The sequence below is a fragment of the Lysobacter terrae genome, from assembly GCF_054782215.1.
Genome location: NZ_BAAGSX010000008.1, coordinates 126,410 through 147,194 on the forward strand (window position 1 = coordinate 126,410; position 20,785 = coordinate 147,194).

Annotated in this window: 24 protein-coding genes; 5 read left to right on the forward strand and 19 right to left on the reverse strand. The window is 67.5% G+C overall.

Translation table 11 applies throughout. The features are described from left to right. Positions 1-21: 21 nt before the first annotated feature. The 9 genes from ACYVJ8_RS12325 to ACYVJ8_RS12365 form a co-directional block, all read right to left on the reverse strand. Positions 22-603: an RDD family protein gene (locus ACYVJ8_RS12325; RefSeq protein WP_460712793.1), complete on the reverse strand. Its 582-nt coding sequence runs from the start codon at positions 601-603 to the stop codon at positions 22-24. Positions 604-644: 41 nt separating this feature from the next. Beyond that, positions 645-1,256, reverse strand: coding sequence for a YbhB/YbcL family Raf kinase inhibitor-like protein (locus ACYVJ8_RS12330; RefSeq protein ID WP_460712795.1), 612 nt, complete (start codon positions 1,254-1,256; stop codon positions 645-647). A 71-nt stretch (positions 1,257-1,327) separates the two neighbouring features. Further along, positions 1,328-3,394, reverse strand: coding sequence for a tetratricopeptide repeat protein (locus tag ACYVJ8_RS12335; protein ID WP_460712797.1), 2,067 nt, complete (start codon positions 3,392-3,394; stop codon positions 1,328-1,330). 85 nt (positions 3,395-3,479) lie between these two features. Beyond that, positions 3,480-4,487, reverse strand: a complete 1,008-nt coding sequence (locus tag ACYVJ8_RS12340) for a YheT family hydrolase (protein WP_460713722.1) — start codon at positions 4,485-4,487, stop codon at positions 3,480-3,482. Positions 4,488-4,586: 99 nt separating this feature from the next. Further along, positions 4,587-5,393 (reverse strand): lysophospholipid acyltransferase family protein, encoded by an 807-nt coding sequence (locus tag ACYVJ8_RS12345; protein ID WP_460712799.1) that lies wholly within the window; start codon positions 5,391-5,393, stop codon positions 4,587-4,589. Positions 5,394-5,556: 163 nt separating this feature from the next. Then, entirely contained in the window at positions 5,557-5,925 is a 369-nt protein-coding gene (locus ACYVJ8_RS12350) for a hotdog fold thioesterase (protein WP_460713724.1), read from the reverse strand. Between the two features lie 302 nt (positions 5,926-6,227). Next, positions 6,228-6,434: a hypothetical protein gene (locus ACYVJ8_RS12355; RefSeq protein WP_460712801.1), complete on the reverse strand. Its 207-nt coding sequence runs from the start codon at positions 6,432-6,434 to the stop codon at positions 6,228-6,230. A gap of 51 nt (positions 6,435-6,485) precedes the next feature. Further along, positions 6,486-6,677: a hypothetical protein gene (locus ACYVJ8_RS12360; protein WP_460712803.1), complete on the reverse strand. Its 192-nt coding sequence runs from the start codon at positions 6,675-6,677 to the stop codon at positions 6,486-6,488. Positions 6,678-6,942: 265 nt separating this feature from the next. Then, a complete protein-coding gene (locus ACYVJ8_RS12365) occupies positions 6,943-7,611 on the reverse strand; it encodes a glutathione S-transferase family protein (protein WP_460712805.1) in 669 nt (222 codons plus the stop codon). Positions 7,612-7,713: 102 nt separating this feature from the next. On the opposite strand from ACYVJ8_RS12365, the gene queF reads away from it, so the two are divergent. The 3 genes from queF (at position 7,714) to ACYVJ8_RS12380 (ending at position 9,511) form a co-directional block, all read left to right on the forward strand. Then, positions 7,714-8,526: an NADPH-dependent 7-cyano-7-deazaguanine reductase QueF gene (gene queF / locus ACYVJ8_RS12370; protein ID WP_460712807.1), complete on the forward strand. Its 813-nt coding sequence runs from the start codon at positions 7,714-7,716 to the stop codon at positions 8,524-8,526. A 110-nt stretch (positions 8,527-8,636) separates the two neighbouring features. After that, a complete protein-coding gene (locus ACYVJ8_RS12375; RefSeq protein WP_460712809.1) occupies positions 8,637-8,960 on the forward strand; it encodes a LysM peptidoglycan-binding domain-containing protein in 324 nt (107 codons plus the stop codon). A gap of 50 nt (positions 8,961-9,010) precedes the next feature. Next, positions 9,011-9,511 (forward strand): hypothetical protein, encoded by a 501-nt coding sequence (locus tag ACYVJ8_RS12380; RefSeq protein ID WP_460712811.1) that lies wholly within the window; start codon positions 9,011-9,013, stop codon positions 9,509-9,511. Between the two features lie 78 nt (positions 9,512-9,589). On the opposite strand, the gene ACYVJ8_RS12385 is transcribed toward ACYVJ8_RS12380, so the two are convergent. Continuing rightward, positions 9,590-9,988, reverse strand: coding sequence for a YchJ family protein (locus ACYVJ8_RS12385; protein ID WP_460712812.1), 399 nt, complete (start codon positions 9,986-9,988; stop codon positions 9,590-9,592). A 29-nt stretch (positions 9,989-10,017) separates the two neighbouring features. After that, positions 10,018-10,500: a hypothetical protein gene (locus tag ACYVJ8_RS12390; RefSeq protein ID WP_460712814.1), complete on the reverse strand. Its 483-nt coding sequence runs from the start codon at positions 10,498-10,500 to the stop codon at positions 10,018-10,020. A 206-nt stretch (positions 10,501-10,706) separates the two neighbouring features. Between ACYVJ8_RS12390 and ACYVJ8_RS12395 the strand changes: the two genes are divergently transcribed. After that, entirely contained in the window at positions 10,707-11,429 is a 723-nt protein-coding gene (locus ACYVJ8_RS12395; RefSeq protein ID WP_460712816.1) for a UPF0149 family protein, read from the forward strand. A 4-nt stretch (positions 11,430-11,433) separates the two neighbouring features. Here ACYVJ8_RS12395 and ACYVJ8_RS12400 read toward each other — a convergent pair whose 3' ends face one another. After that, positions 11,434-12,540 carry a COG3904 family protein gene (locus tag ACYVJ8_RS12400; RefSeq protein WP_460712818.1) on the reverse strand — a complete coding sequence of 369 codons (1,107 nt, stop codon included), beginning with the start codon at positions 12,538-12,540 and terminating at the stop codon, positions 11,434-11,436. 366 nt (positions 12,541-12,906) lie between these two features. Here ACYVJ8_RS12400 and ACYVJ8_RS12405 point away from each other — a divergent pair, with 366 nt between their 5' ends. Further along, on the forward strand, positions 12,907-15,150 hold the full coding sequence (locus ACYVJ8_RS12405) for an NADP-dependent isocitrate dehydrogenase (RefSeq protein WP_460712820.1): 2,244 nt from the start codon (positions 12,907-12,909) through the stop codon (positions 15,148-15,150). Between the two features lie 75 nt (positions 15,151-15,225). Here the strand turns inward: ACYVJ8_RS12405 and ACYVJ8_RS12410 are convergent, their stop codons facing one another. The 7 genes from ACYVJ8_RS12410 to ACYVJ8_RS12440 all read right to left on the reverse strand — a co-directional run bounded on the left by ACYVJ8_RS12410 (position 15,226) and on the right by ACYVJ8_RS12440 (position 20,784). Beyond that, a complete protein-coding gene (locus ACYVJ8_RS12410) occupies positions 15,226-15,798 on the reverse strand; it encodes a hypothetical protein (RefSeq protein ID WP_460712822.1) in 573 nt (190 codons plus the stop codon). Between the two features lie 101 nt (positions 15,799-15,899). Continuing rightward, positions 15,900-16,394, reverse strand: a complete 495-nt coding sequence (locus tag ACYVJ8_RS12415; RefSeq protein ID WP_460712824.1) for a L,D-transpeptidase family protein — start codon at positions 16,392-16,394, stop codon at positions 15,900-15,902. A 12-nt stretch (positions 16,395-16,406) separates the two neighbouring features. After that, entirely contained in the window at positions 16,407-17,441 is a 1,035-nt protein-coding gene (locus ACYVJ8_RS12420) for a DUF4344 domain-containing metallopeptidase (RefSeq protein ID WP_460712826.1), read from the reverse strand. A 97-nt stretch (positions 17,442-17,538) separates the two neighbouring features. Beyond that, positions 17,539-18,534, reverse strand: a complete 996-nt coding sequence (locus tag ACYVJ8_RS12425) for a DMT family transporter (protein WP_460712828.1) — start codon at positions 18,532-18,534, stop codon at positions 17,539-17,541. Between the two features lie 49 nt (positions 18,535-18,583). Continuing rightward, entirely contained in the window at positions 18,584-19,408 is an 825-nt protein-coding gene (locus ACYVJ8_RS12430; RefSeq protein WP_460712830.1) for an AraC family transcriptional regulator, read from the reverse strand. Between the two features lie 27 nt (positions 19,409-19,435). Further along, complete coding sequence (locus ACYVJ8_RS12435) at positions 19,436-19,894, reverse strand: hypothetical protein (RefSeq protein WP_460712832.1); 459 nt, start codon at positions 19,892-19,894, stop codon at positions 19,436-19,438. Continuing rightward, on the reverse strand, positions 19,894-20,784 hold the full coding sequence (locus ACYVJ8_RS12440) for an FAD:protein FMN transferase (protein WP_460712834.1): 891 nt from the start codon (positions 20,782-20,784) through the stop codon (positions 19,894-19,896). The genes ACYVJ8_RS12435 and ACYVJ8_RS12440 overlap by 1 nt, the downstream gene beginning before the upstream one ends. Position 20,785 lies beyond the last annotated feature (1 nt).

Consider the following 20,785-nt stretch of genomic DNA (forward strand, 5'->3'; position numbering starts at 1 on the left):
CGGCTTGCCCACCGATCTCGATTACAGCGGGTCGGCAATCGGGTTTGCGGCCTGAGCCGGCGATACCGCGCTTTCGCCGAACTGCTCGCTGACGGAATGGCGCGGCTTGCCTACCGGCGCACCGCGCCGCGGCCGCGTGACGACATACGTCTTGGGAAGCGAGTCGTGCCATCCGCGTCGCGTCCCCTCATCGCTCATCAGGAGCGAAAGCGCGTCGAACGGGATCAGCCTGCACAGGCTGCGTAGAAACGCCTTGCGAAACGAGGGCGGCTGGCCGTATTCGTCCACGACGCGCGTATTCGTGATCAGCTTGCCGATCGTAAAGCCGAACGCGCCTTCCATGACGGTGTAGTACGTCACCAGCACCGTCCAAGTCAGCAGCATGTCAGTCAGCCGGTTGAGCTTGTCGAACCACTCAATCGCGACCAGATTGTTCGTGAAAGCCAGCACGACGCCGAGCAGCGCGAACATCCCGTAGATCACCAGCTTGTCGATCAGCCAGTTGAGGAATCGGCGCCCCTTCGGCGCCGAATCGATGTCCAGCCGCGGCAGCGTGCGTTCCAGCGCTGCGCTGGAAGCGGCGTATGGGTTGTGCTCGTTCATGTGGTCTCCCCCGAGACCAAACGGTAACAGGCGCGGGCGCGCTATCCCACCACGGCGGGATTGAGCGAGTACGTCCCGTAGATCGAGGCCTCACCCAGCACATGACCCTGCATCGCCTGCAATGCTTCGCCGGCGGTGAAGCGATCGGGCACGTCCAACTTCGCCACGTCCAGCGCGAACAGGCGGAAGAAATAGCGGTGCAGGCGCAGGTCGTGCGGCGGCGGGAACGGGCCATCGTAGCCGCGCCAGTCGCCGCTCATGTCCGCATCGTTAGCGAACCAGCCGGTGTAGTCGTTCAACCCCTGGCGGCTGCCCGCGGGACCCTTGGGCGCGGCCTTGCCGTGCGGCACCACGCCATCGCTGCAACTGTCGGCCGCGATTTCGCGCACGTCGGCGGCAATGTCCGCCATCGCCCAATGGGTGAAGTCGGTGCGCGGCTGGTCGACCGGAATCGGCGACGGGCTCGCATCGGTCGGTACATCCGGATCGATGCACAGCAGCACGAAGGACCGCGTGCCCTCGGGCACGTCGCGCCACGCCAGGTGCGGATTGCGGTTCGGCGCGAAGCCGTAGCTGTCGCCCGTGGGCTGGCCCGCGGCGAACTCGGCGGGAATGCGCTGGCGGTGCTCGAAGCTGTCGCTGTGGATCTGCATGATCTGCGCTCCTGGTCCTTGCGGCGCCGCCCGCATGAGCGGGCGGCAAAAAGACGACGACCGCCGTCGCGTCAGTTTTCCGGATAGCCCAACCGTACCGCGACCGGCGTGAGCAGAGCGAACGCTTCGGCCAGCGGCTGTGCATAGGCGCGCCAGTGATCCGGGGCGAAGCTCTGCGCTCCGAGCGCCGGCGGGACGGGCACCGTCGTTTCCAGCGCTTCGGCCAGCGCTTGTGCCATGGCCGTGGGATCGGCGACCAGTGCGTCGAGCTTGAGCAAGCGGTGCGGGAAGAGATCCTTTTCATGCAGATCGGCGATCTGCTGCAGGGCATGCGCCAGCCACTGTGCCGCGATCTTCGGCGACTCCAGCGCAAACCGTTGCGGCGCGCTATTGGCAAGCCACTCCAGCAGCATGTCGCGCGGATCGCGCACGGCGATCATCAGCATGCCTTCGGGCAGATACGGGCGCAGCGCGTGCAGCAGTGCGTTGTCCCAGAACACCAGCCAATCGAAGACCTGATTGCCGCGAACGCCACGGTTCGGTAGCGCGGCGCGCCACTGATTCACCAGGAACTGTCCGTCGAGCCGGCCATCCAGCAGTTCCTGCGGCGTGCCGTAGCGCTGCAGCGGATCGGTCGGCGGCTGCATGCTGTAGCGGTCGGCGACGAAGGGCGAGCCGGGCACGTCGAACGTCATTGCGATGCGTTCGACTTGCGAACCCGGCGGCCCCCACAGCAGCAGCACGCCCGCCGGGTCTTCCGGCAGCGGAGCCAGCGGCGGCAGTTCGCCGATGTCATCAGTCAGCGGCGGCAAAGGCAGGCGCTGGTCGATCACTTCGGCATGCAATGCCGACCACTCCGCCGCGGCGCGTGCGGTGTCGCCGGCGGCGTCATGGCAACGGCCCAGCAGTTGGCGCAACGAGCGCTTGATGCCCGGGTCGGTCGCCTGGTCCAGCAAGCCCTGGACACGGGCGATGGCCGCGGCCGGATCGGTCTGCATCAGGCGGTGCACGATGCGCAGTTCCGCCTGGGTCTGCCCGGGCTCGATCGCGACGATCTGATAGGCGATCGCGTCGGCTTCTTCGGTTTCGCCGGCGTGGTCGTGGATCGCCGCGCGGGCCTGCAGCGCGGGGATGTAGTCCGGTGCCACTTCCATCCAGCGCTCCACGATCGCGAGCGCTTCGGGTCCGGCGAACGGCTCGATCACCAGGCGCGCACGCCACAGGTCGTCCTCCTGCGGATGCGCGGCGACGGCGGCGTCCAGCGTCGCGCGCGCGTCGGCCGGGTCGCCGGTGCGTTGCCACGCAGCGAGCAAGGCTTCGAGAGTGCGGCGGTCGCGCGGCATCGCCTCGAAGGCGGCCTTCAGCGGCGGCAGGGCGCGGTCAATGCGACCGGCCTGCAGTTCGAGTTCGCCGACCACACGCTTCAGGCCCGGCGAGGCGTTGTCGGATTCGATCAGCGTCGCCGCCTCGTCCGCCGCTTCGACGAAGCGACCCTGGCGACGCACGAGATCGACAATGAGGCCGCGCAGCGGTGCGGAGTCGGGCTGTGTTTCCAGCTGCTTGCGGAAGCATTGCTCCGCGAACGCGAAGTGACCCTTGGCGATGTGCGCGAAGCCGAGCGCGTTGCGCACGGTCGGATCTTCCGGCGCCGTCTGGTAAGCCTGCGACAGGACCGCCAGTGCGCGATCGGCATCGCCGCGACGCAGCAGGACCATGCCTTCGATCGCGGCGACCTGCGGATGGTCCGCGGCGATGCGCGAGGCGAGCTTGGCCAGGCGCTCGGCCTCGGTCAGATCGCCACGGGTCAGCGCGAGCTGGCCTTGGATGATGTAGGCCGGGAACTGGTTCGGATCGAGTCCCGTCGCCCGAGCCAGGGACGCCTGGGCTTCGTCCAGTTGGCGCTCGCCCAGCAGCAGGCCGGCGCGCTCCACGTGCAAGCCGGCATCGTCGGGTGTCAGGGCCAGGGCGGCGTCGACGGCGGCCAGCGCGGCGGCGCGGTCGCCGCTCAGCTGCAGGGCGGCGCCGAGCAGGCGGTGGGCGGTCGCGTCCTGCGGATTGGCCGCGACGACTTCGCGTGCGGCGGACAGGGCTTCGTCGGCGGCGCCGCGGCGCAGCGCGTCGATGATGGGTTCGTACATGGGAGGCTTCGATCGGAAATGCAGGACAGTCGGCGATTGTAAGCCGCCGCGCCGGCCCGCGCGGACTGCCGGGTTCCTGATCGGATCAGGCTGCGGCGGGCGCGGCGGCCATGACCGCCGCGGCGAGGCGTTCGGCCGTCCAGCGCTCGGCGAAACCTTCCAGCCGGCCGTTCTCCAGGAACCCGCAATGGCCGCCCCAGGGCGCGATTTCCACCTGCGCGTCCTGCGGCAGCTGCAGCTGATGGAAGCCTTCGACCGGAATGACCGGGTCGTCCGCGGCCATCAGCAGGCTGGCCGGTACCTGCAGGCCCGCCAGGCGGTTGCCGGCGATCGAGTAGCCGTCGAAGTAGCGGTCCAAGGTGCCGAAGTCGGTGTGCCGCTCCACCAGCCATTGCGTCAACGGCCGCATGCGCATCGCCAGCACCTGGTTGTCGAACGCGTGCAATTGCGGAAACAGCTCGCGCTTGCGCGCCAGCGACTCGCGCCATTTGCGCTCGAAGTACCACATGTAGACGGGCAACCCGTGCTCCATGGATTCCATCGTCCGCGCCGGATCGAGCACCGGGCACACGGCGGCGACGTGGGTGATCTCCAGGCCCGTCGCCGGGGCGCGCAAGGCCAGGCGCAGGGCGAAGTTGCCACCGAGCGAATAGCCCGCCACCACCAGCGGCCGCCGCGGGAAGCGGCGGGCGACGTCGCAAGCGCCGTGCACGACCTCGTCGATGCGGTTGGAGTGGAAGATGCCTTCGTTGAGGTGGTGGGTGTTGCCGTGGTCGCGGAAGTTGAGGCGGAACACTTCGAAGCCGCGACGCAGCAGCTGCGCCGCGGTGAGGCGCATGTAACTGGAATCGGCACTGCCTTCCCAGCCATGCAGCAGCAGCGCCAGGCCGCGCGGTGCCGTGCCGGGCACGATGCTGTGCAGGCCGTGCAGGCGTATGCCTTCGCCGCCGTCGATAAGGTGTTGGGTGGTGACCGCGCCGCAGTCGCGCAGCGCGCGTTCGCCGTGCCAGCGGCGCAAGGCGCTGGTGCCCAGCAGCGATTGCACGTGCGCGTTGCGCAACCAGCGCGGCGGACGGTAGTCGGCGGCGGTCAGCATCGGCTGACCATAATCCTGTCCATTGGAGCGGGCACTCGATTCGGCGGCGGACAGCGCGTCCGCCGCGGGATCGGGATGGGGCGCCCGCTCATCCATCTAGGCGCCCGTCATCGCGTCGACGATGCGCGAGCGGGCCAGCTCGGCAATACGGCGGCGGCCATCGGTTTCGCCCGGCGCGATCGGCGCCAGGAAATGCACCTCGGCCACGCGTGCGGGCTCGCCCAGCAGACGCACGAAGTTGGCGAAGAAGCTTTCGCGCGGCTGGAACGCCACTACGTGCTGCGCGCTTGCGCCCTCGCCATAGCGCAGCGCGACCGGCTGCACGGGCACGCCGGCTTCGACCGCGGCGAGGAAGATGCGCGCGTGGAACGGTCCGATTTCGCGGCCACCGCGCGTGCCGCCCTCCGGAAACACGCCGACGCTGCGGCCGTTGCGCAGGCGCGCGAGCATCTCGTGCAACACGCCGCCGAGTGACTCGGTGCTGCCGCGCGCGTGGAAGATGGTTTCGCCGCGCTCGGCCAGCCAGCCCACCACGGGCCAGCTTTGGATTTCGCGCTTGGCGACGAAGCCCATCATGCGCTGGCTGTGCAGCGTCTCGATATCGATCCAGCTGACGTGGTTGGCGACGAACATGGCCGCACCCGGCACCGGCTTGCCGACGCGGCGCAGACGGAAGCCGAACACGCGCATCAGGCCCGCCGACCAGGCGCGGATCACGCGATGCTCCAGCGATTCGTCGCCCCAGCGCAGGCGCGCGGTGAGTGGCGTGGTCATCAGCATCGCCAGCGGCAGGTGCACGAGGATGTGCCAGGCCAACAAGGGAAGCCGATAGAGATATCGCAGGGCGCGCGCCATTCGCGCCCCGGGCGCGTTGGCGCCGATCGTGGGGGACGGCGCAGTCATGTGCGGACGATACCGACCCCACGACTGCAATGAAACAGTTATGCGTAACTGCCGCGTCCGCGGCCGGGAACAATGACTAATTTGCGCTGAAGCAGTGGGGGGCAATCGCATCCCGCAGTCACAACACGTCGGCGTACGGAAGCAGACTTCGTACGGCCGCTTTTCAACTCTGCGCGGGGCGCCCCACTACCGCCAGCGTCAGCCGCGAGATGCACACGAGCCGCCCGGCTTCGTCTTCGATGCGGATCTCCCACACCTGCGTGCTGGCACCCACATGCAGCGGCCGCGCGGTACCGGTGACGGTTCCGTCGCGCACGCCACGCAGATGGTTGGCATTGATCTCGATGCCGACGACGCCTTTGCCTTCGGGCGCGCACAGGCCGCCGGCCGTGCTGCCCAGGGTCTCGGCGAGCAGCACCGAAGCACCGCCGTGGAGCAGGCCATACGGCTGCTTCGTGCGTGCATCCACCGGCATCGTGGCGCGGATGTAGTCGGGGCCGATCTCAGTGAAGACGATACCCAGCGGGATCATGGCCGTGTCCTTGGACAGGGCGTTGAGATCGGCAAGGGTGGTTTCGCTGCGGAACAGCGGGCGCGCGCTGCGCGTGGCGGGGGTCGATTCGGTCATCGCGCGACGATACACGCGGCCCGGGTCGAGCCGAAAAGGCCGGTTCGAAGCGGCCGGTTCGAAGCAGCCGGCTCAGGGGACGGCGGTTCCCGCCGGCCAGCGCGAAGGTGGGGAGGAGTCCTTACGCGCCGGCCGGGGGCCGCACCCACGGGGAAGGGTTAAGCGGTCATCGCGCGGGGGCGGCGCGATGCCGCGGAAATTTCATCTCAGGCGCAACGGAACAGCGGTGCGAATCCGTTGCTGGTGTAGCGCTCGCGGCCATAGCCGCTGCTGTTGCCATAGCCGACGCCGAAATCGCGTTCGCGGTGCACATGGCGGGTGGAGGTGGCCTGCGCGGCGCCTTGGGCAGCCGTGGCGATCGGGGCCTGGGTGGTCGAGTTGGAAGTGCGGACTTCGGCAAAACGGGCGTTCATGACGGTCTCCTCGGGGCTGCTGGGGGGTACAGCCGCCGGAGTGGGTGCGCGTTACGCGCAGCGGAACAGGGGGGCGAAGCCACTGCTGGAATAGCGGCGGTTGCTGGCATAGCCGCTGCTGTTGCCGTAGCCGACGCCGAAATCGCGTTCGCGGTGCAGATGACGGGCAGGGGCGGGCTGAGTGGCGGGGGCGGACTTGGCGTTGTCCTGGCGGCGGGCTTCGAAGGTGCGGATGACGTTCATGGTGGTTTCCTCGTGGGGTGGTGCTGAGTGGGTGTGCCTTGGTGTGTTGGTAAAGTACAACACCACCTCGATCATTCACCTGTGCCGGAAGTCACCCCACCGAAGACCTAAATTCCCTGGCGGGGCCGACCACTGCGGAACTCACTGATTCAGATGCGTTTTTGGCCGGAACCGTTGCCGTGACTGATGGCCTATGGGCCTGGCCCTCCCCCACTTGGGGGAAGGCTTTCGGGCGCTAGGAGGCGGAATCCGGCCTCAGTGCCTGTCAGGCCGGCTCGCGGGCGGGTACCGGAGCACCCAATTCCCGACTGGAATGGGGATCGATCGAATACGGGTGCATCGCGGCGAGGAAACCAGGCTGTTGCCGCACCCGCCCGACCCAGGCCGACACGTTCGGGTAGGTCTCCAGGTCGAACCCGGCTTCGTCGGCGCGGCTGGCATAGGCGAACAGGGCGATGTCGGCGATGCCGTAGCAGTCACCGACCATGAAGTCCCGCGTGCCCAGCTCACGATCGAGGATCGCCAGCGCGTTGGCGCCGGCCGCGCGCTTGAGTTCCACCAGCGCCTCCGGGCGCCGCGCCAGCTTTCCGGTCAGCGTCCAGTGCCGCAGCGCGCCGATCTGGCTTTCGATGCGCTCCTGCTCGAAGCACAGCCACTGCCAGGTCTTGGCCTGCCCGAATGCATCGTCGGGAAGGTACGGCGTGCCCTGCGCGAGAAACATCAGGATCGCGTTGGACTCGGCCAGCGTGCGGCCATCGTCGAGCACGATCGCGGGCACGGTGCCGGTGGGGCTGATCGCGCGATAGGCCGCGCTGGCGCCTTCGCCCTCGAAGATGCTCACCAGCTCGGTCCGGTACGGGCGCTGCAGGTGCGCAAGCAACTGGCGGACTTTCCAGGCGTTCTGTGAGGGCAGGTAGTCGTAGAGCGTGAGCATGGTGATTTCGGCGCTGTGTGGGTGGACGCAGTGTCCGTGCCGCCCGCCCGGCGCGATATCCGATTTCTGCGCCGGCGTGCATTGCCCCGGTAAAATCGCGGCATGAATCCGCAAGACCTGCCGCTCGGCCGCCACATCGACTACCCGCGCGAATTCGACGCGTCGCTGCTTTGCCCGATCCCGCGCACGCTCGGCCGCGAACATATCGGCGTCGACGACGCCGCCCTGCCCTTCAGCGGCGTCGATCGCTGGCATGCCTACGAACTGAGCTGGCTGGACGCGCAGGGCAAGCCGCGCGTGGCGACCGCGACTTTCGAGGTGCCGGCGCATTCGCCGCACTTGATCGAATCCAAGTCGCTCAAGCTCTATCTCAATTCGTTCAACGCGACGCGCTTCGAGAGCGACGATGCGGTGCTCGCGCGCATCGCCGAAGATCTGTCGCATGCCGCCGGCGCGGCGGTGGACGTGCGTTTCGGCCTGCCCCGGATCGACGAGATCGAAACCGGCGAATCCATCGACGCGCTGCCGGTCGCCATCGATTGCTACGGACCGCCCGATGCTGCGCTGCTCGCGGCCGATGCGGGCGACGTCGTCGAGGAAACGCTGAGCAGTTCGCTGCTGAAGTCCAACTGCCCCGTCACCGGCCAGCCCGACTGGGCGCGGATCGAGATCGCCTACCGCGGGCCGCGCCTGGATCGGGCGTCGCTGCTGCGCTACCTGGTGTCCTTCCGCGACCACGCCGAATTCCACGAGCAGTGCGTCGAACGCGTCTTCACCGATCTGTTGACGCGTGCGCGGCCGCAATGGCTGTCGGTGGAAGCGCGGTACACCCGGCGCGGCGGCCTCGACATCAATCCGTGGCGCGCCACGCCTGGGGCATCCCGGCCGGCCGTGGGCCGCGACCTTCGCCAATGAGCGTCCCGCTGAATGCATCGCGGCGACCTTCCTGAATCCGCCATATTTCCTTAACAGGTCGCGTGCCACCGTTGCCGCGTCGATTACGACGCCGGGGAGGAGCCCCCTCAATGAGCAACGAGAAGAAACCCGACTTTTCCAACGTGCAGAGCGGTGTCAGTAGCACCGAGCAACTCCGGCCCGACTTTTCCAATGTGCGTTCGGGCGTTTCCTCCACGGAGGAAATCACCGGTGGCAGTGGCGGCACCGGCGGAGGCGGCGAGATGACCTACACCGTGGTCAAGGGCGACACGCTCTCGCATATCGCCAAGGAGCACTACGGCAAGGCCAGCAAGTGGCAGGTGATCTTCGAGGCCAACCGCGACCAGCTCGACGACCCCGACAAGATCTATCCCGGCCAGGTGCTGAAGATCCCCGCGCTCGACGCGGAGTGATCGCACACCGTTTGCACCCCATGACCACCTTTGCCCAAGGAACCAGAAGCATGAATCGTCATCGCATTTCTTCCGCCCTGCTGGTCGCCGTGATCGGTGCCGTTGCGATCGTCGGCTGCAAGAAAAAGGAAGAGCCCGCACCGGTCGCTACCACGCCGCCGCCGGCTACCACGCCAGCTCCGGCGCCCGCACCCGCGCCGGCACCTGCCACCGCCTCCGTCACCAGCGTCGATCTCGGTACTGCCGTCGGAGCCGACAACAAGGTGGCGACGCCGGCCACGACTTTCGCGCCGAAGGACACGATCTACGCGTCGATCGGTACCAGCACCAGCGATCCTGCTGCCAGCGTGCCGGCCAAGCTCGGCGTCAAGTGGACTCACGTCGACAGTAACCAGGTGGTCAAGGAGGAGAGCGCCGACGCTAACCTCACCGGCACGGGCAACACGGCATTCCATATCGCCAAGCCTGACGGCTGGCCGAAGGGCAAGTACAAGGTCGAAGTGTCGCAGGACGGCAACGTCGTGCAGACGCGCGAATTCGAAGTGAAGTAACCGCCTCTCTCCGCCCCGCAATTAGCGGGGACGGGCAAGCCCGGGCGTGGTGCATACCACGCCCTTTTTTTGTTTGGCTCAGCGTGCCGGGAACTCGCCGTCGAGGTAATACCAGCGCCCGTCTTCGCGCACGAAGCGGCTGATCTCGTGCAGGCGGACCGCCGAGCCGCCGCCGATCCTATAGCGCGCAACGAACTCTACGCTGGCGTGATCCGCGTCCTGCAGCACATGCCGCTTCACCTCCAGGCCCAGCCAGCGCGTGCTCGCTGCATCGCTGAAGTCCAGCGTCGCCGGACGCGTGGAAGCATGCCAGGTCGCGCGCAGGTAATCGGCGTCCCCGTGCACATAGGCGCAGTAGCGCGATCGCATCAACGCCTCGGCGGTCGGTGCCGACGCGGCCTCGCGATGGAATGGTTCGCAGCAGAGCGAATAGGCGCGGCCGGACCCGCACGGGCACGCAGAAGTGTTCGGGTTCATGCCGCCATTGTCGGCGATTGCCCGTCGCGCTACTCAGACTTCTTCGCGCGTTTCCGATACACGCCACGGAAGCTGGTCTGCCAGCTCGCGCCCTGATCGTCGGACGTATCCCATTGCTGGATCACGCTGCCGTCCGCTTGCGGCGTCCAGCTGATGCGCTGCCGCTGCATGCCGCCTTTGCCATCGGGCAACTCGCCGCTCATCACCATCGCGTCGCCTTGGCGTCTGCCCTCCAGGCGCAGCACCACGCCGTCGCCGCCGACCCAGAACTGCCGCCATACCTTGAACTGCGCATCCCAGGCGTTGGTGCTGGTGCCGTGATTGCCACTGGCGCCCTGCCAGTGCTCCACCAGCCAGCAGCCGTTTTCGCTGCGTTCGATGCGATTGGTGCCGACGCGCGTGTCGCCACGCGGGCCACCAAAGACCTCCCATTCGCCCAGCCAGAAATCGAACTGGCGATGCTCGGCCGCTTCGCACCGCATCAATGCGGCCGGTGCCGCTTGCGTGCTCATGCTCGAACCTCCAAGCAGCAAGGCCAGGACGATGACGGGATAGCGAAAGCGCATGGCGCACCTCGGCTTCGCGACCGGTCGCGGCCGCTCGGCTCCGCAGTCTAGGGCGGAGCGTCGAATCGGCGTATCCGTGCCGGCCAGCAGCCAACAAATGCCACGCTGCGCGCGAACGACTACCCTGTGCACCCCGAACCGCCCCCGCCGCCATGAAAGCCCCCAACTACCTCGACGACGCACAGATCGAACGCCTGTCCGACCTCCTCGACCAGCGCGCCGTGCCCTTCAAGGGTTTCAACCTGGAGGCGCTCGACGGCTACCTGTCCGCGCTGGTGGTCGCACCCGAAGACGTACCCGCCGCCGAATGGCAGCCCGCGGTCTGGGGCAAGCCGCCGCGCTGGGCCGACGAGGCCGAACGCGGCGAAGTCGAAGCTCTGCTGCAGGGCCACTGGAACATGGCCAGCCAGCGCGTGCGCTACGGCGACGACGACCTGCCCGAACACCTGGCGCCGCTGCTGTGGCTGCCAGAGGAAGCCGAGGCCGAGCACCCCGACGAACTCGACGTCGGCCGCGACTGGGCCTTCGGTTTCTTCCGCGCCGTGGAGCTGCGCGAAGCGGCCTGGGAGAAGTGGCTGGACGAGAACGAATGGATCGACGATATCTTCGCCCGCCTGGACCAACTCGCCAGCGGCGAGGTGATCGGTGAGGATCCCGAGGCGCCCGGCACGCCGGTGGGCTACCGCGAACGGCTGGAGATCATCGCCTCGCTGCCGGGCATGCTGGCCGACTTGCACCACCACCGCATCGATGCGCTGACCCCGCGCGAACCGATCCGCAAGGCCGCCACGCCCGATCGCAACGAACCGTGCCCGTGCGGGAGCGGCAAGAAGTACAAGAAATGCTGCGGCGCCGCCGCGAACGACGTCGAGTAGCGGCTTACTTCTTCGCCACGTCCACCGGCTTGCGGCTGCCTTCCAGCTTCAGCGGCGGCACCAGGAACGCCTTGGCCGCCGTGCCGGTAGGCAGGCCGCGACGATCGGCGGTGGGGCTGTCGGACGGACATCTCGCATCGGGGAAGCCGAAGCGCGGCTCCAGCGCGCGGCCGCACTGGTCGAGCACCTCGAACGCCTTGCCCGGCTCCAGGCACTCGCCTTCGAACGCGCGCAGCCAGGCATCGCGACGGCGCGCGAAGTCTTCGCCGCAACGGCGCGTCACGCGGATGCGGTCGAGGTCGTCCTGTACCGCGTTGCTGCCCGACAGGCCGTATTCGCGCAGCTCGCTTTCGCTGAGCAGGCGCAGGCGGCGGTTGGCCACGGTCATCATCAGATCGGCGATGCGCACATCCGCGCCATTGCGGATCAGGTAGTCGCGCACCTGGCTGCTGACGTCCTTGAGCTCGGCGCTGAGTTCGGCGCGCGAGGTGGCCTTGGACTGATCGCGGAACAAGCGATGGATGCCGACGTCGCCGGCGATGGAACGCGTATCGCCGCCGGCCAGAATCAACACGCACGAGCTGTGGCAGTACGAGCCGTCGCGCACCCAGATCGCCCAGCGCTGCTCGGCCATGCTGTCGCCGGCGCGGATGGCTTCTTCGACGTGGCCGCCGGAGGAGTTGATGTCGAGGATGCGCACGGGAATTTCCATGCGATCGGCGACCGCCGCGATGCGCTGCACCAGGGCGGTGAAACCTGAACCGATCTTGCCCTCGTAGCGCAAGCGAACCACGCCCTTGGGCTGGCACGGCGTGAGCGCGTCGACCACCGCGAAGAAGGTGAGCTCTTCGAGCTTCTCGCCGTCGCCGTACTGGAGGTAGTCGTAGTCGCAGCTGATGTAGGCCTCGCCGGTGTCGAGCTCGGCTTCAGGCCAGTAAGTGGTCTTGAGGTAATCGCCCGGTGCCATTTCCGGCAGCGGCTGGGCGACGACCGGCTTGGCCGGCCCTGTACTGGCGTCATCGCCCAGCGTCACCGGCGCGCGCTCGGGCGTCTTCGCCTGGCAGGCGGTAACCAGCAGAAACAACGATAGAAGCAGCAATTTCTTCAGCATGACCGTACCACCGGAACTACGGTGCCCACCCTGCATCCGCGGTGCCAGTACAACGCGCCAGGGCCACGACGGCAAGGCACTTGTTGAGCATTTGTGAAGGCGGTGTCCATGAATGCGGAAACGAGTGTCGCGAACCGCCCATGAACCTGCTTTGACCCTTTCACGCCCTCCCTGTTTAGACAAAACGCGGCGGCGCGGCGGACTCGGACGGAACGCTGCGTACGCGCCCGTGCGGTTGGCGGCGGCTTGGCCCGGGCCCACCTGAACCGCGACAATGGCGGGTCTGTCTGCCCGCGGCCGTACGCCGCCGGGCCTGCGGCCGCCCCGCCGCCCTCTCATCCGAACGACCGAGCCAACGAGCCCCCAATGTCCGACTCCGCGAACAGCGCCCCGAAGATCCTCTACACCCTGACCGACGAAGCGCCGTTCCTGGCGACCGCGTCGCTGCTGCCGATCGTCGCGGCGTATACCGGCACCGCCGGCATCCAGGTCGAAACCCGCGACATCTCTTTGGCCGGCCGCATCCTGTCGCAGTTCCCCGACTTCCTGCGCGACGAGCAGAAGATCGCCGACGACCTGGCCGAACTCGGCCAGCTCGCGACCACGCCGGACGCAAACATCATCAAGCTGCCTAACATCAGCGCCTCGGTGCCGCAGCTGAAAGCGGCGATCAAGGAGCTGCAGGCGCAGGGCTACGCGCTGCCGGATTACCCGGAAGAGCCGCGCGGCGAGCGCGACGCCGAGATCAAGGCCCGCTACGACAAGATCAAGGGCAGCGCGGTGAACCCGGTGCTGCGCGAAGGCAACTCCGACCGCCGCGCGCCGGCCTCGGTGAAGGCGTACGCGCGCAAGCATCCGCACAAGGTGGGCGCCTGGTCGGCGGATTCGAAGTCGCATGTTTCGCACATGGCGAACGGCGACTTCTACGGCAGCGAGCAATCCGCGGTGATCGGCGACGCCACCACGCTGAAGATCGAATTCGTCGGCAACGACGGCCGCAGCCACATGCTCAAGACCGGCCTGAAGGTGAAGGCCGGTGAAGTCGTCGACGCCTCGGTGATGAGCACGCAGGCGCTGGCCGACTTCGTCGATGCGCAGATCGCCGAAGCGCAGGCGCAGGGCGTGCTGTTCTCGCTGCACCTGAAGGCGACGATGATGAAGGTCTCCGACCCGATCATGTTCGGCGTCGCTGTGAAGCGCTTCTACGGCCCGGTGCTGGAGAAGCACGCGGCCGCGCTGGAGCAGGTCGGCTTCGACGCCAACAACGGCATCGGCGACCTCTACGCGCGCCTGCCCTCGCTGCCGGCGGACACGCGCGCGCAGATCGAAGCCGACATCGCGGGGATCTATGCGCAGCGTCCGGGCCTGGCGATGGTGAATTCCGACAAGGGCATCACCAACCTGCACGTGCCGTCCGACGTGATCGTCGACGCCTCGATGCCGGCGATGCTGCGCGACAGCGGCCGCATGTGGAACGCCGCTGGCAAGCTGCAGGACACCAAGGCGGTGATTCCGGACCGCTGCTACGCCGGCATCTACCAGGCCGTGATCGAGGACTGCAAGGCACACGGCGCATTCGATCCGGCGACGATGGGCTCGGTGCCCAACGTCGGCCTGATGGCGCAGAAGGCCGAGGAATACGGCTCGCATGACAAGACCTTCCAGATCGCGGCCGACGGTGTGGTGCGCGTGAGCGACGACGCCGGCCACGTGCTGATGGAGCACGCCGTGCATGCCGGCGACATCTGGCGCATGTGCCAGACCAAGGACGCGCCGATCCAGGACTGGGTGAAGCTGGCCGTCAATCGCGCGCGCCTGAGCCACACCCCGGCGGTGTTCTGGCTGGACAGCGCGCGTGCGCACGACCGCAACGTCATCGCCAAGGTCGAGCGCTACCTGAAGGACCACGACACCGCCGGCCTGGACATCCGCATTCTCGCGCCGGTCGACGCGATGAAGTTCTCGCTCGAGCGCATCCGCAAGGGCCAGGACACGATCTCGGTCACCGGCAACGTGCTGCGCGACTACCTCACCGATCTATTCCCGATCATGGAGCTGGGCACCAGCGCGAAGATGCTGTCGGTCGTGCCGCTGATGGCGGGCGGCGGCCTGTTCGAAACCGGCGCCGGTGGCAGCGCGCCCAAGCACGTGCAGCAGTTCGTCGAAGAGGACTACCTGCGCTGGGATTCGCTCGGCGAATTCCTGGCCCTGGCCGCGTCGCTCGAACACCTCGCCAACCGCTACGGCGACAAGCGCGCGCAGGTGCTGGCCGACACGCTGGATGCGGCCAATGCCAAGTTCCTCGACAACGACAAGTCGCCCTCGCGCAAGGTTGGCGGCATCGACAACCGCGGCAGCCACTTCTATCTGGCGATGTACTGGGCGCAAGCCTTGGCGGAACAGACGGCCGACACCGCACTGCAGGCCAAGTTCGCGCCGCTTGCGAAGGCGCTGACCGACAACGAAGCCAAGATCGTCGAAGAGCTCATTGCGGTACAGGGCAAGCCCGTCGACATCGGCGGCTACTACAAGCCCGCCATGGACAAGTTGTCCAAGGCGATGCGCCCGAGCGTCACGCTCAATGCAGCGCTGGCGGGACTCGCCGGCTGACCTGCTGCGACCCTTCACGAAAAAGCCCGGCTATCGCCGGGCTTTTTCGTATATCGGCATCCGCAACTGGCGCGATCAATACGTCATTGCGCCCTCGCAGGTGACGACGAAGTCCTGCGCACGCAGGATCGGCTCGGCCTCGCTCAGGTCGGGCGCTATGAAGACCACGTACGTCTCGTTGCCATTGGGCTCGGCCTCGTAGCCCAGCAAGAGGTGATCCTCACCCCGCAGGCGCTGCATGCCCATATAGCGAAACGCCGGCCCCTCGCCTGATGGCAGCTCGGCGTCAAACGGCTGGTTGTAGGTCACCTGGGTTTCGATCCTGGCATCGGCCAGGACGAATTCTCCGTCGTCGCTGTCGATGCCGTGCGATATCAAGCGATAAGAGGCGCCTTCGAGCGGCCGCATGCAGACGCCGAAGCGGTGACTCATGTGCACGTAAGTGGTGAGGTCCGGAACCGCCTCGGTGCATGCAGCCAGAGCGGCGAGGCCCACCAGCATCGCGCCACCCGACAGCCTCCGTCGATTCATGGCCCGCGCCAGCCATATGCGCTTATGTAAGTCGAGCATCCCTGCGACCTCAAGACGGTGGACGTCTGCGCAACGTAGAAGCAACCCGCGTGATTGGGTCGGCTTGAACTGCAACATGCTGTTCGTGGAATCGGAACTGACCCCGCTTCCATAGGGAAATCGCTGCTTCAGCGAACGCTTCGTTCGTGATTTGCGAACGCCCGGCTATCGCCGGATCACTAGGGCGTGATCTCGATGGGTGTAGGAACGCGCACCATCTTCCAAAGCGCATCCATGTCCTGGTCGGATAGCGCAATGCAGCCATCCGTCCAGTCGGGCCAGGGATACAGGCGAACGCGCCGACGGACCACGGGGTCGTTGGGCTGGCCGTGGATCATGATCGCGCCACCTGGAGCGACGCCGCGCTTGCGTGCGGCGGCTTTGTCGGTGGCGTTGGGATAGGAGATGTGGATCGAGCGGTAATACAAGCTGCTGGGATTCTTGTAGTCCAACACGTAGCGCCCTTCGGGCGTCTTCCGGTCCCCTTCCTGCTGCTTGTGCCCGACGGGATTGATGCCGAGCGCCACGCGATAGGATGCGACCATGCGCTCGCCGTTGTAGACGTAAAGTCTGCGGTCCGACTTATCGACCCGGACTTTGGTTGCGCGCATCGGCTCGGCGGCGCTCGCCGCGCCGCTCAGGACAAGGATCAAGGCCAACCATGCGGCGCGCATACGCGTCCTTGGTCAGCGCACGTACGGCAGCTCGGCGTTGCGGTTGCGTTCGCGCTCGCGCTGCTCGAACAACCGGTTTGCCTTCTCCTCGGTCATCTCGTACTTCGGCGCGACGTGCGGGAGCAACAGGCGCAGCCAGGCCTTGTCGACGCGGCGGGCCTCGGCGGGGCAGGTTTTCGCACGCGCCTCCGGAAGATCGCCGTCGGTGACGATGCCGATGTAGCGCGCCGGATTGCTGCCGTAGACCAGGCATTGCAGGTTGAAGTAGCGCTGCTCGCCCAACGCGTGCTCATCGGCGTAGGCATCGAGGCTGTACGCGCCGGTGCTGCGGGCGAGGAACCAGTTCGAGGCCATGCGCAGGTTCTCGCTGACCTGGCGCGAGGATTCGTTCATGCCGGCGAAGCGCTGCATCAGCGTGGTCGCGAGCTGATCGACAGCGTCTTCCTCGCGGCCGGTGATCGGGATGTCGAGCATGTCGATCAGCGCGTGGCCGGTTTCGTGCAGCAGGATGAAGCGCACGTTGGCGGCAAGGTACTTCTGCGCGTACTCGTCGCCGAGTTTCTGGTCCTTGGCCAGCTGCTGGCCACGGTCGAGCAGCACCTTCATCGTCTCGTAGCACATGACCACTTCGCCGCGCTCGGCCATATAGAAGGCGTTGGGCTCGCGGCACTCGGCCATCACGAACTTGATCGGCCGCGGCAGCATCAACAGGCCGTCGATGGCCTTGATCTCCGGCAACTGGCGCAGCAGGTCGCCGTCGTGGGCGAGCTGATAGAAGGGCTCCAGCTCAGCGTTCTTCGGCTTGACGTATTCGTAGGTGAAATGGACGCCGTCGGACTTGTTCTCCGCGTTGGCGACCTTTTTCAGTACCACCGGCTTGAGCGCGGCCAGTTCGTCGGCCATCGCCTTCTCGGCGTCGGCGCGACCCTGCGCGCGCGCGGCAACCAGTTCCTTCTGGTGCTGCTTCACCGACAGCAGCGAATATAGGAAGGCGCCACTGACCAGGCCCAAGGCCATCGACAGCAGCACGATCAATCTGAGCTTCATTGCGTTCCCCACGCGCAGGCGCGCGCACGGCGCCTTGTGTGGATCGTAGCGAGTCCGGGTGAAGCGCGGAACATTCCCGCGTCAGGTCGCGCGGACGTTAAGCCGCATGTTCCTGCGCGACCGCGGCCTCCGGACGGATCCGCAGCGCCCAGGCAACGCCGGCGACCAGCAGCAGGATGCCCAGCAGCGTCAGCGGTTCCGGTACCCGGCCGCGCAGAGCGAAGGCGTAACCCAGCGCCGCCAGGGTCTCGAACACGATCAGTTGCCCTGCCAGCGCGGGGGGCAGACGTTGGCTGGCGGCGTTCCAGCACAGCGTGCCCAGCCAGGACGCGAACAGGCCTATGGTCGCCATCAACCCGGCGAAGACCAGCGGCCGCGGTCCGGCCGGCATCGCGAACGTGGCGTCCGACCACCCCATCCAGGCCCACAGCAGCGCGTAACCCAAGGCCGCCAGCGGCAGCGTGGCCACGCCCTGCGCGGTCGCCCAGGTGCGCGGACTGCGCTCAGGATGTGCACGCAGCCAGTCGGCGTTACGCAGCGGGTACCAGGTCCAGCACGCGACCGCGACCAGGGCCAGCAACCCGCCCTGCAGGTAACGCGCCGTGTCCAGTCGCGCCGTCGCCCGCAGCGCCTGCAGTTCGACCTGGTTGACGCAGGCGATGCCCGCCGCGATCAGCAGCAACGATGGCAAGAGCCAGCGCCAGGGCAGGCGCCCGTCGCGCCGGGCGCGCTCGCCGCCGGCGCTGCGCAGATTGGCGCTGATCGCGATCACCACCGGCAGCGTGCCGATCAGCATCGTCGGCAGCGGGGCGCCGGCGCGTTGGATCGCGGCGGCCAGGCACACGTAATAGAGCAGGTTGCCGATCGCGGCCAGCTTCAGCGCTTCGATCCAGTCGTTGCGCGCAAGGCGCGCCAGCGCGCCACGATCCAGCCACGCCAGCGGCAGGGCGATGAGCCCGAAGGCGAGATAGCGGCCGACCGACAGCAAGGCCGCCGGATATTCCGGCAGCAATAACGGGGCGATGAAGACCAGGCCCCACATGAGCCCGGCCGTGAGTGCGAAGGTCGTTCCTGTCCACATTTGCGTCTGCATGCGCGCAGCCTGCACCCTGGCCGCACGGCCGTCTTGCACCAGATTGCGGTCAGCGCCGCATCTGCTGCCGGTAACGCGCGGGAGTCACGCCGTAACGGCGGGCGAAGGCACGGGTGAGGTGCGCCTGGTCGCTCAGGCCGACGGCGGCAGCGACCTGCGCCGGGGCTTCGTCGGCGGCGAGGCGGCGCTTGGCCTCGAACAGGCGCAGCGCCATCAGCACTTGCTGCGGCGTTGCGTGTTGCTCGGCCTGGAAGCAACGCAGGAAATGGAACGGGCTCAGCCCCGCCTCCGCCGCGAGTTCTTCCAAGGTGATGCTCTCGGCCAGGTGCGCGCGCAGGTAATCGACACTGCGCGCGAAACGCGGCACGGCATCGCTGCGCGCCGGCGCGGCGATTCGCGCCTGCCCGCGGAATTCCTGCAGCAAGCCGAGCAGCGCACTGTCGAAGGCAAGCGGTTCCTCTGCCTGCCACAGCGCATCGAGCAACGTGGTCACCCGCCACGCACGCGCGGTATCGGCGAGTACCGCCTCGTCGAACCACCAGCCACGATCGCCGGTCACCGCTTCGACCACGTCGGCATCGATGTAGGCCATGCGATAGCGCCAGCCGCCCGCAGTTTCGGCGCGGCCGGTGTGGAGCACATCGGGGTTCATTCGGACCAGCGAGCCAGGCGGTGCGAGATGGTCGCTGCCGCGATAGCGGAACCGTTCCACGCCCGCTTCGATCGCACCCAGGCCGAAGGCTTCATGCGTATGAGGCTCGAACGCATGGCGGACGATGTGCGCGCGGTACAGCTCGATGCCATCGCGATGCGCAGGGCGCCGGAACTGCGCGCTGTCCTGAGGATGCTCGAACTGCTGAGGAACGCCTTGCATGCGCGGCATCATGCCACCGTCCGCGCATCAGCCGCCGCGGCGCATGCGGCGTCGGCCGATCCAGATGTGCAGCGGCAGCCAGAGTGCTGCAAATAGCCCCAGCGACCAGTGCGCGAGGCTGATCCAGCCGCGCCATTGCTCGTCGCCGAGGTAGTACAGGCCGGCAGCACTCAGCGCGAGCCAGAGCATCAGCGCGGCCATGGTTCCGCCCACCCAGCGGTGTTGGGGCTTGTTCCAGCCGCGGCGCACGTGCGGCAACCAGACCAGGCCCAATACCCACAGCAGCAGCAGTCCGCAAACGCCGTGCAGGACCAGGCTTGGGTGCTCGAACCGGGAAGGTTCCGGGCCGAACTCGCCCTCGTGCTGGACGAAGTTATGCAGCAGCAGCCAAGCACTGCCGCTGAGCGCACACAGCGCGCCGGCGACGTAGACATAGGCGCGCACCCAACCGGGCAGGCGCAGGCGCTCGTGGCCGTGAAGTTTCATCAGGACAGTGTCCGGACGCCGCCAGTGGCGTCAACCAGCGCCGCCTGGGCGTGCAGGCGGCGCAGCAACGGCACCGCGTCCGCGGCATCGCTCGCCACGACCTTGGTCAGGGCATCCGCCCATATCGCCCGCGGCGCGCACACACTGATCGAAACGCCATGGCCGAGCGTTGTGTCGCCGCGCGTATCGACCAGGGCGCTGCGGCCATGGTTCGTGCTGAAGTAGCCGGCGCTGGTCGCGAGCGCGCCTTCGCGCAGTTGCAGCAGCGGCATCGCGCGGGCGGGATCGCGTGGATCGCGTACGTGCACTACTTCCTGGGTGGCACCAAATGCCCGCAGATCGCCGCCCGCGTTCACGACTCCCGATTCAGCCCCATTCGCGCGCAGTGCGGCTACAGCGAGGTCGACCGCGTATCCCTTCGCGATACCGCCGAAGTCGAGCCACAGCGGGCGGCGAAAGCGCACGCGCTGATCGCGCAGCAGATCGACGTCGCGCCAGGTGGCAGCGGGATCGGGCGCCGGCGCGTCGGGGTGCGGCAGGTGGCCAGACCGCACCAGGCGGCCCGCGACTGTCGGATCGAAGCGTGCTTCGCTCGCATGGGCGAATGCGAGGCTGGCGCGCAGCACGCGCCACACGTCGGCCCCGACCCGTTGTGGCGAAGCGGCGGCGTCGCGATTGAGTCGGGAGAGTTCGGAGCCGGCGTCGTGGAAGCTCATCGCGCGGTGGACGCCATCGATGCGAGCGAACGCGGCTTCGATCGCCACTTCCGGGTCTTTCGCGCAGGCGTCGATGCGGATCGCGACGAACGTGCCCAGCAAGGGTAGGACACGCTGTAGCGCCCCGCCTTCGCGGCGAGGCACTTCTGACAGCAGCGCGGCGCTCGCGCCCATG

What these genes read in the sequence shown, in the direction of transcription:
- ACYVJ8_RS12325 (WP_460712793.1), bottom strand. Translation starts at nt 603, where the DNA reads ATGAACGAGCACAACCCATACGCCGCTTCCAGCGCAGCGCTGGAACGC.
- ACYVJ8_RS12330 (WP_460712795.1), bottom strand. Translation starts at nt 1,256, where the DNA reads ATGCAGATCCACAGCGACAGCTTCGAGCACCGCCAGCGCATTCCCGCC.
- ACYVJ8_RS12335 (WP_460712797.1), bottom strand. Translation starts at nt 3,394, where the DNA reads ATGTACGAACCCATCATCGACGCGCTGCGCCGCGGCGCCGCCGACGAA.
- ACYVJ8_RS12345 (WP_460712799.1), bottom strand. Translation starts at nt 5,393, where the DNA reads ATGACTGCGCCGTCCCCCACGATCGGCGCCAACGCGCCCGGGGCGCGA.
- ACYVJ8_RS12350 (WP_460713724.1), bottom strand. Translation starts at nt 5,925, where the DNA reads ATGATCCCGCTGGGTATCGTCTTCACTGAGATCGGCCCCGACTACATC.
- ACYVJ8_RS12355 (WP_460712801.1), bottom strand. Translation starts at nt 6,434, where the DNA reads ATGAACGCCCGTTTTGCCGAAGTCCGCACTTCCAACTCGACCACCCAG.
- ACYVJ8_RS12360 (WP_460712803.1), bottom strand. Translation starts at nt 6,677, where the DNA reads ATGAACGTCATCCGCACCTTCGAAGCCCGCCGCCAGGACAACGCCAAG.
- ACYVJ8_RS12365 (WP_460712805.1), bottom strand. Translation starts at nt 7,611, where the DNA reads ATGCTCACGCTCTACGACTACCTGCCCTCACAGAACGCCTGGAAAGTC.
- queF (WP_460712807.1), top strand. Translation starts at nt 7,714, where the DNA reads ATGAATCCGCAAGACCTGCCGCTCGGCCGCCACATCGACTACCCGCGC.
- ACYVJ8_RS12375 (WP_460712809.1), top strand. Translation starts at nt 8,637, where the DNA reads ATGAGCAACGAGAAGAAACCCGACTTTTCCAACGTGCAGAGCGGTGTC.
- ACYVJ8_RS12380 (WP_460712811.1), top strand. Translation starts at nt 9,011, where the DNA reads ATGAATCGTCATCGCATTTCTTCCGCCCTGCTGGTCGCCGTGATCGGT.
- ACYVJ8_RS12385 (WP_460712812.1), bottom strand. Translation starts at nt 9,988, where the DNA reads ATGAACCCGAACACTTCTGCGTGCCCGTGCGGGTCCGGCCGCGCCTAT.
- ACYVJ8_RS12390 (WP_460712814.1), bottom strand. Translation starts at nt 10,500, where the DNA reads ATGAGCACGCAAGCGGCACCGGCCGCATTGATGCGGTGCGAAGCGGCC.
- ACYVJ8_RS12395 (WP_460712816.1), top strand. Translation starts at nt 10,707, where the DNA reads ATGAAAGCCCCCAACTACCTCGACGACGCACAGATCGAACGCCTGTCC.
- ACYVJ8_RS12400 (WP_460712818.1), bottom strand. Translation starts at nt 12,540, where the DNA reads ATGCTGAAGAAATTGCTGCTTCTATCGTTGTTTCTGCTGGTTACCGCC.
- ACYVJ8_RS12405 (WP_460712820.1), top strand. Translation starts at nt 12,907, where the DNA reads ATGTCCGACTCCGCGAACAGCGCCCCGAAGATCCTCTACACCCTGACC.
- ACYVJ8_RS12410 (WP_460712822.1), bottom strand. Translation starts at nt 15,798, where the DNA reads ATGTTGCAGTTCAAGCCGACCCAATCACGCGGGTTGCTTCTACGTTGC.
- ACYVJ8_RS12415 (WP_460712824.1), bottom strand. Translation starts at nt 16,394, where the DNA reads ATGCGCGCCGCATGGTTGGCCTTGATCCTTGTCCTGAGCGGCGCGGCG.
- ACYVJ8_RS12420 (WP_460712826.1), bottom strand. Translation starts at nt 17,441, where the DNA reads ATGAAGCTCAGATTGATCGTGCTGCTGTCGATGGCCTTGGGCCTGGTC.
- ACYVJ8_RS12425 (WP_460712828.1), bottom strand. Translation starts at nt 18,534, where the DNA reads ATGCAGACGCAAATGTGGACAGGAACGACCTTCGCACTCACGGCCGGG.
- ACYVJ8_RS12430 (WP_460712830.1), bottom strand. Translation starts at nt 19,408, where the DNA reads ATGCAAGGCGTTCCTCAGCAGTTCGAGCATCCTCAGGACAGCGCGCAG.
- ACYVJ8_RS12435 (WP_460712832.1), bottom strand. Translation starts at nt 19,894, where the DNA reads ATGAAACTTCACGGCCACGAGCGCCTGCGCCTGCCCGGTTGGGTGCGC.
- ACYVJ8_RS12440 (WP_460712834.1), bottom strand. Translation starts at nt 20,784, where the DNA reads ATGGGCGCGAGCGCCGCGCTGCTGTCAGAAGTGCCTCGCCGCGAAGGC.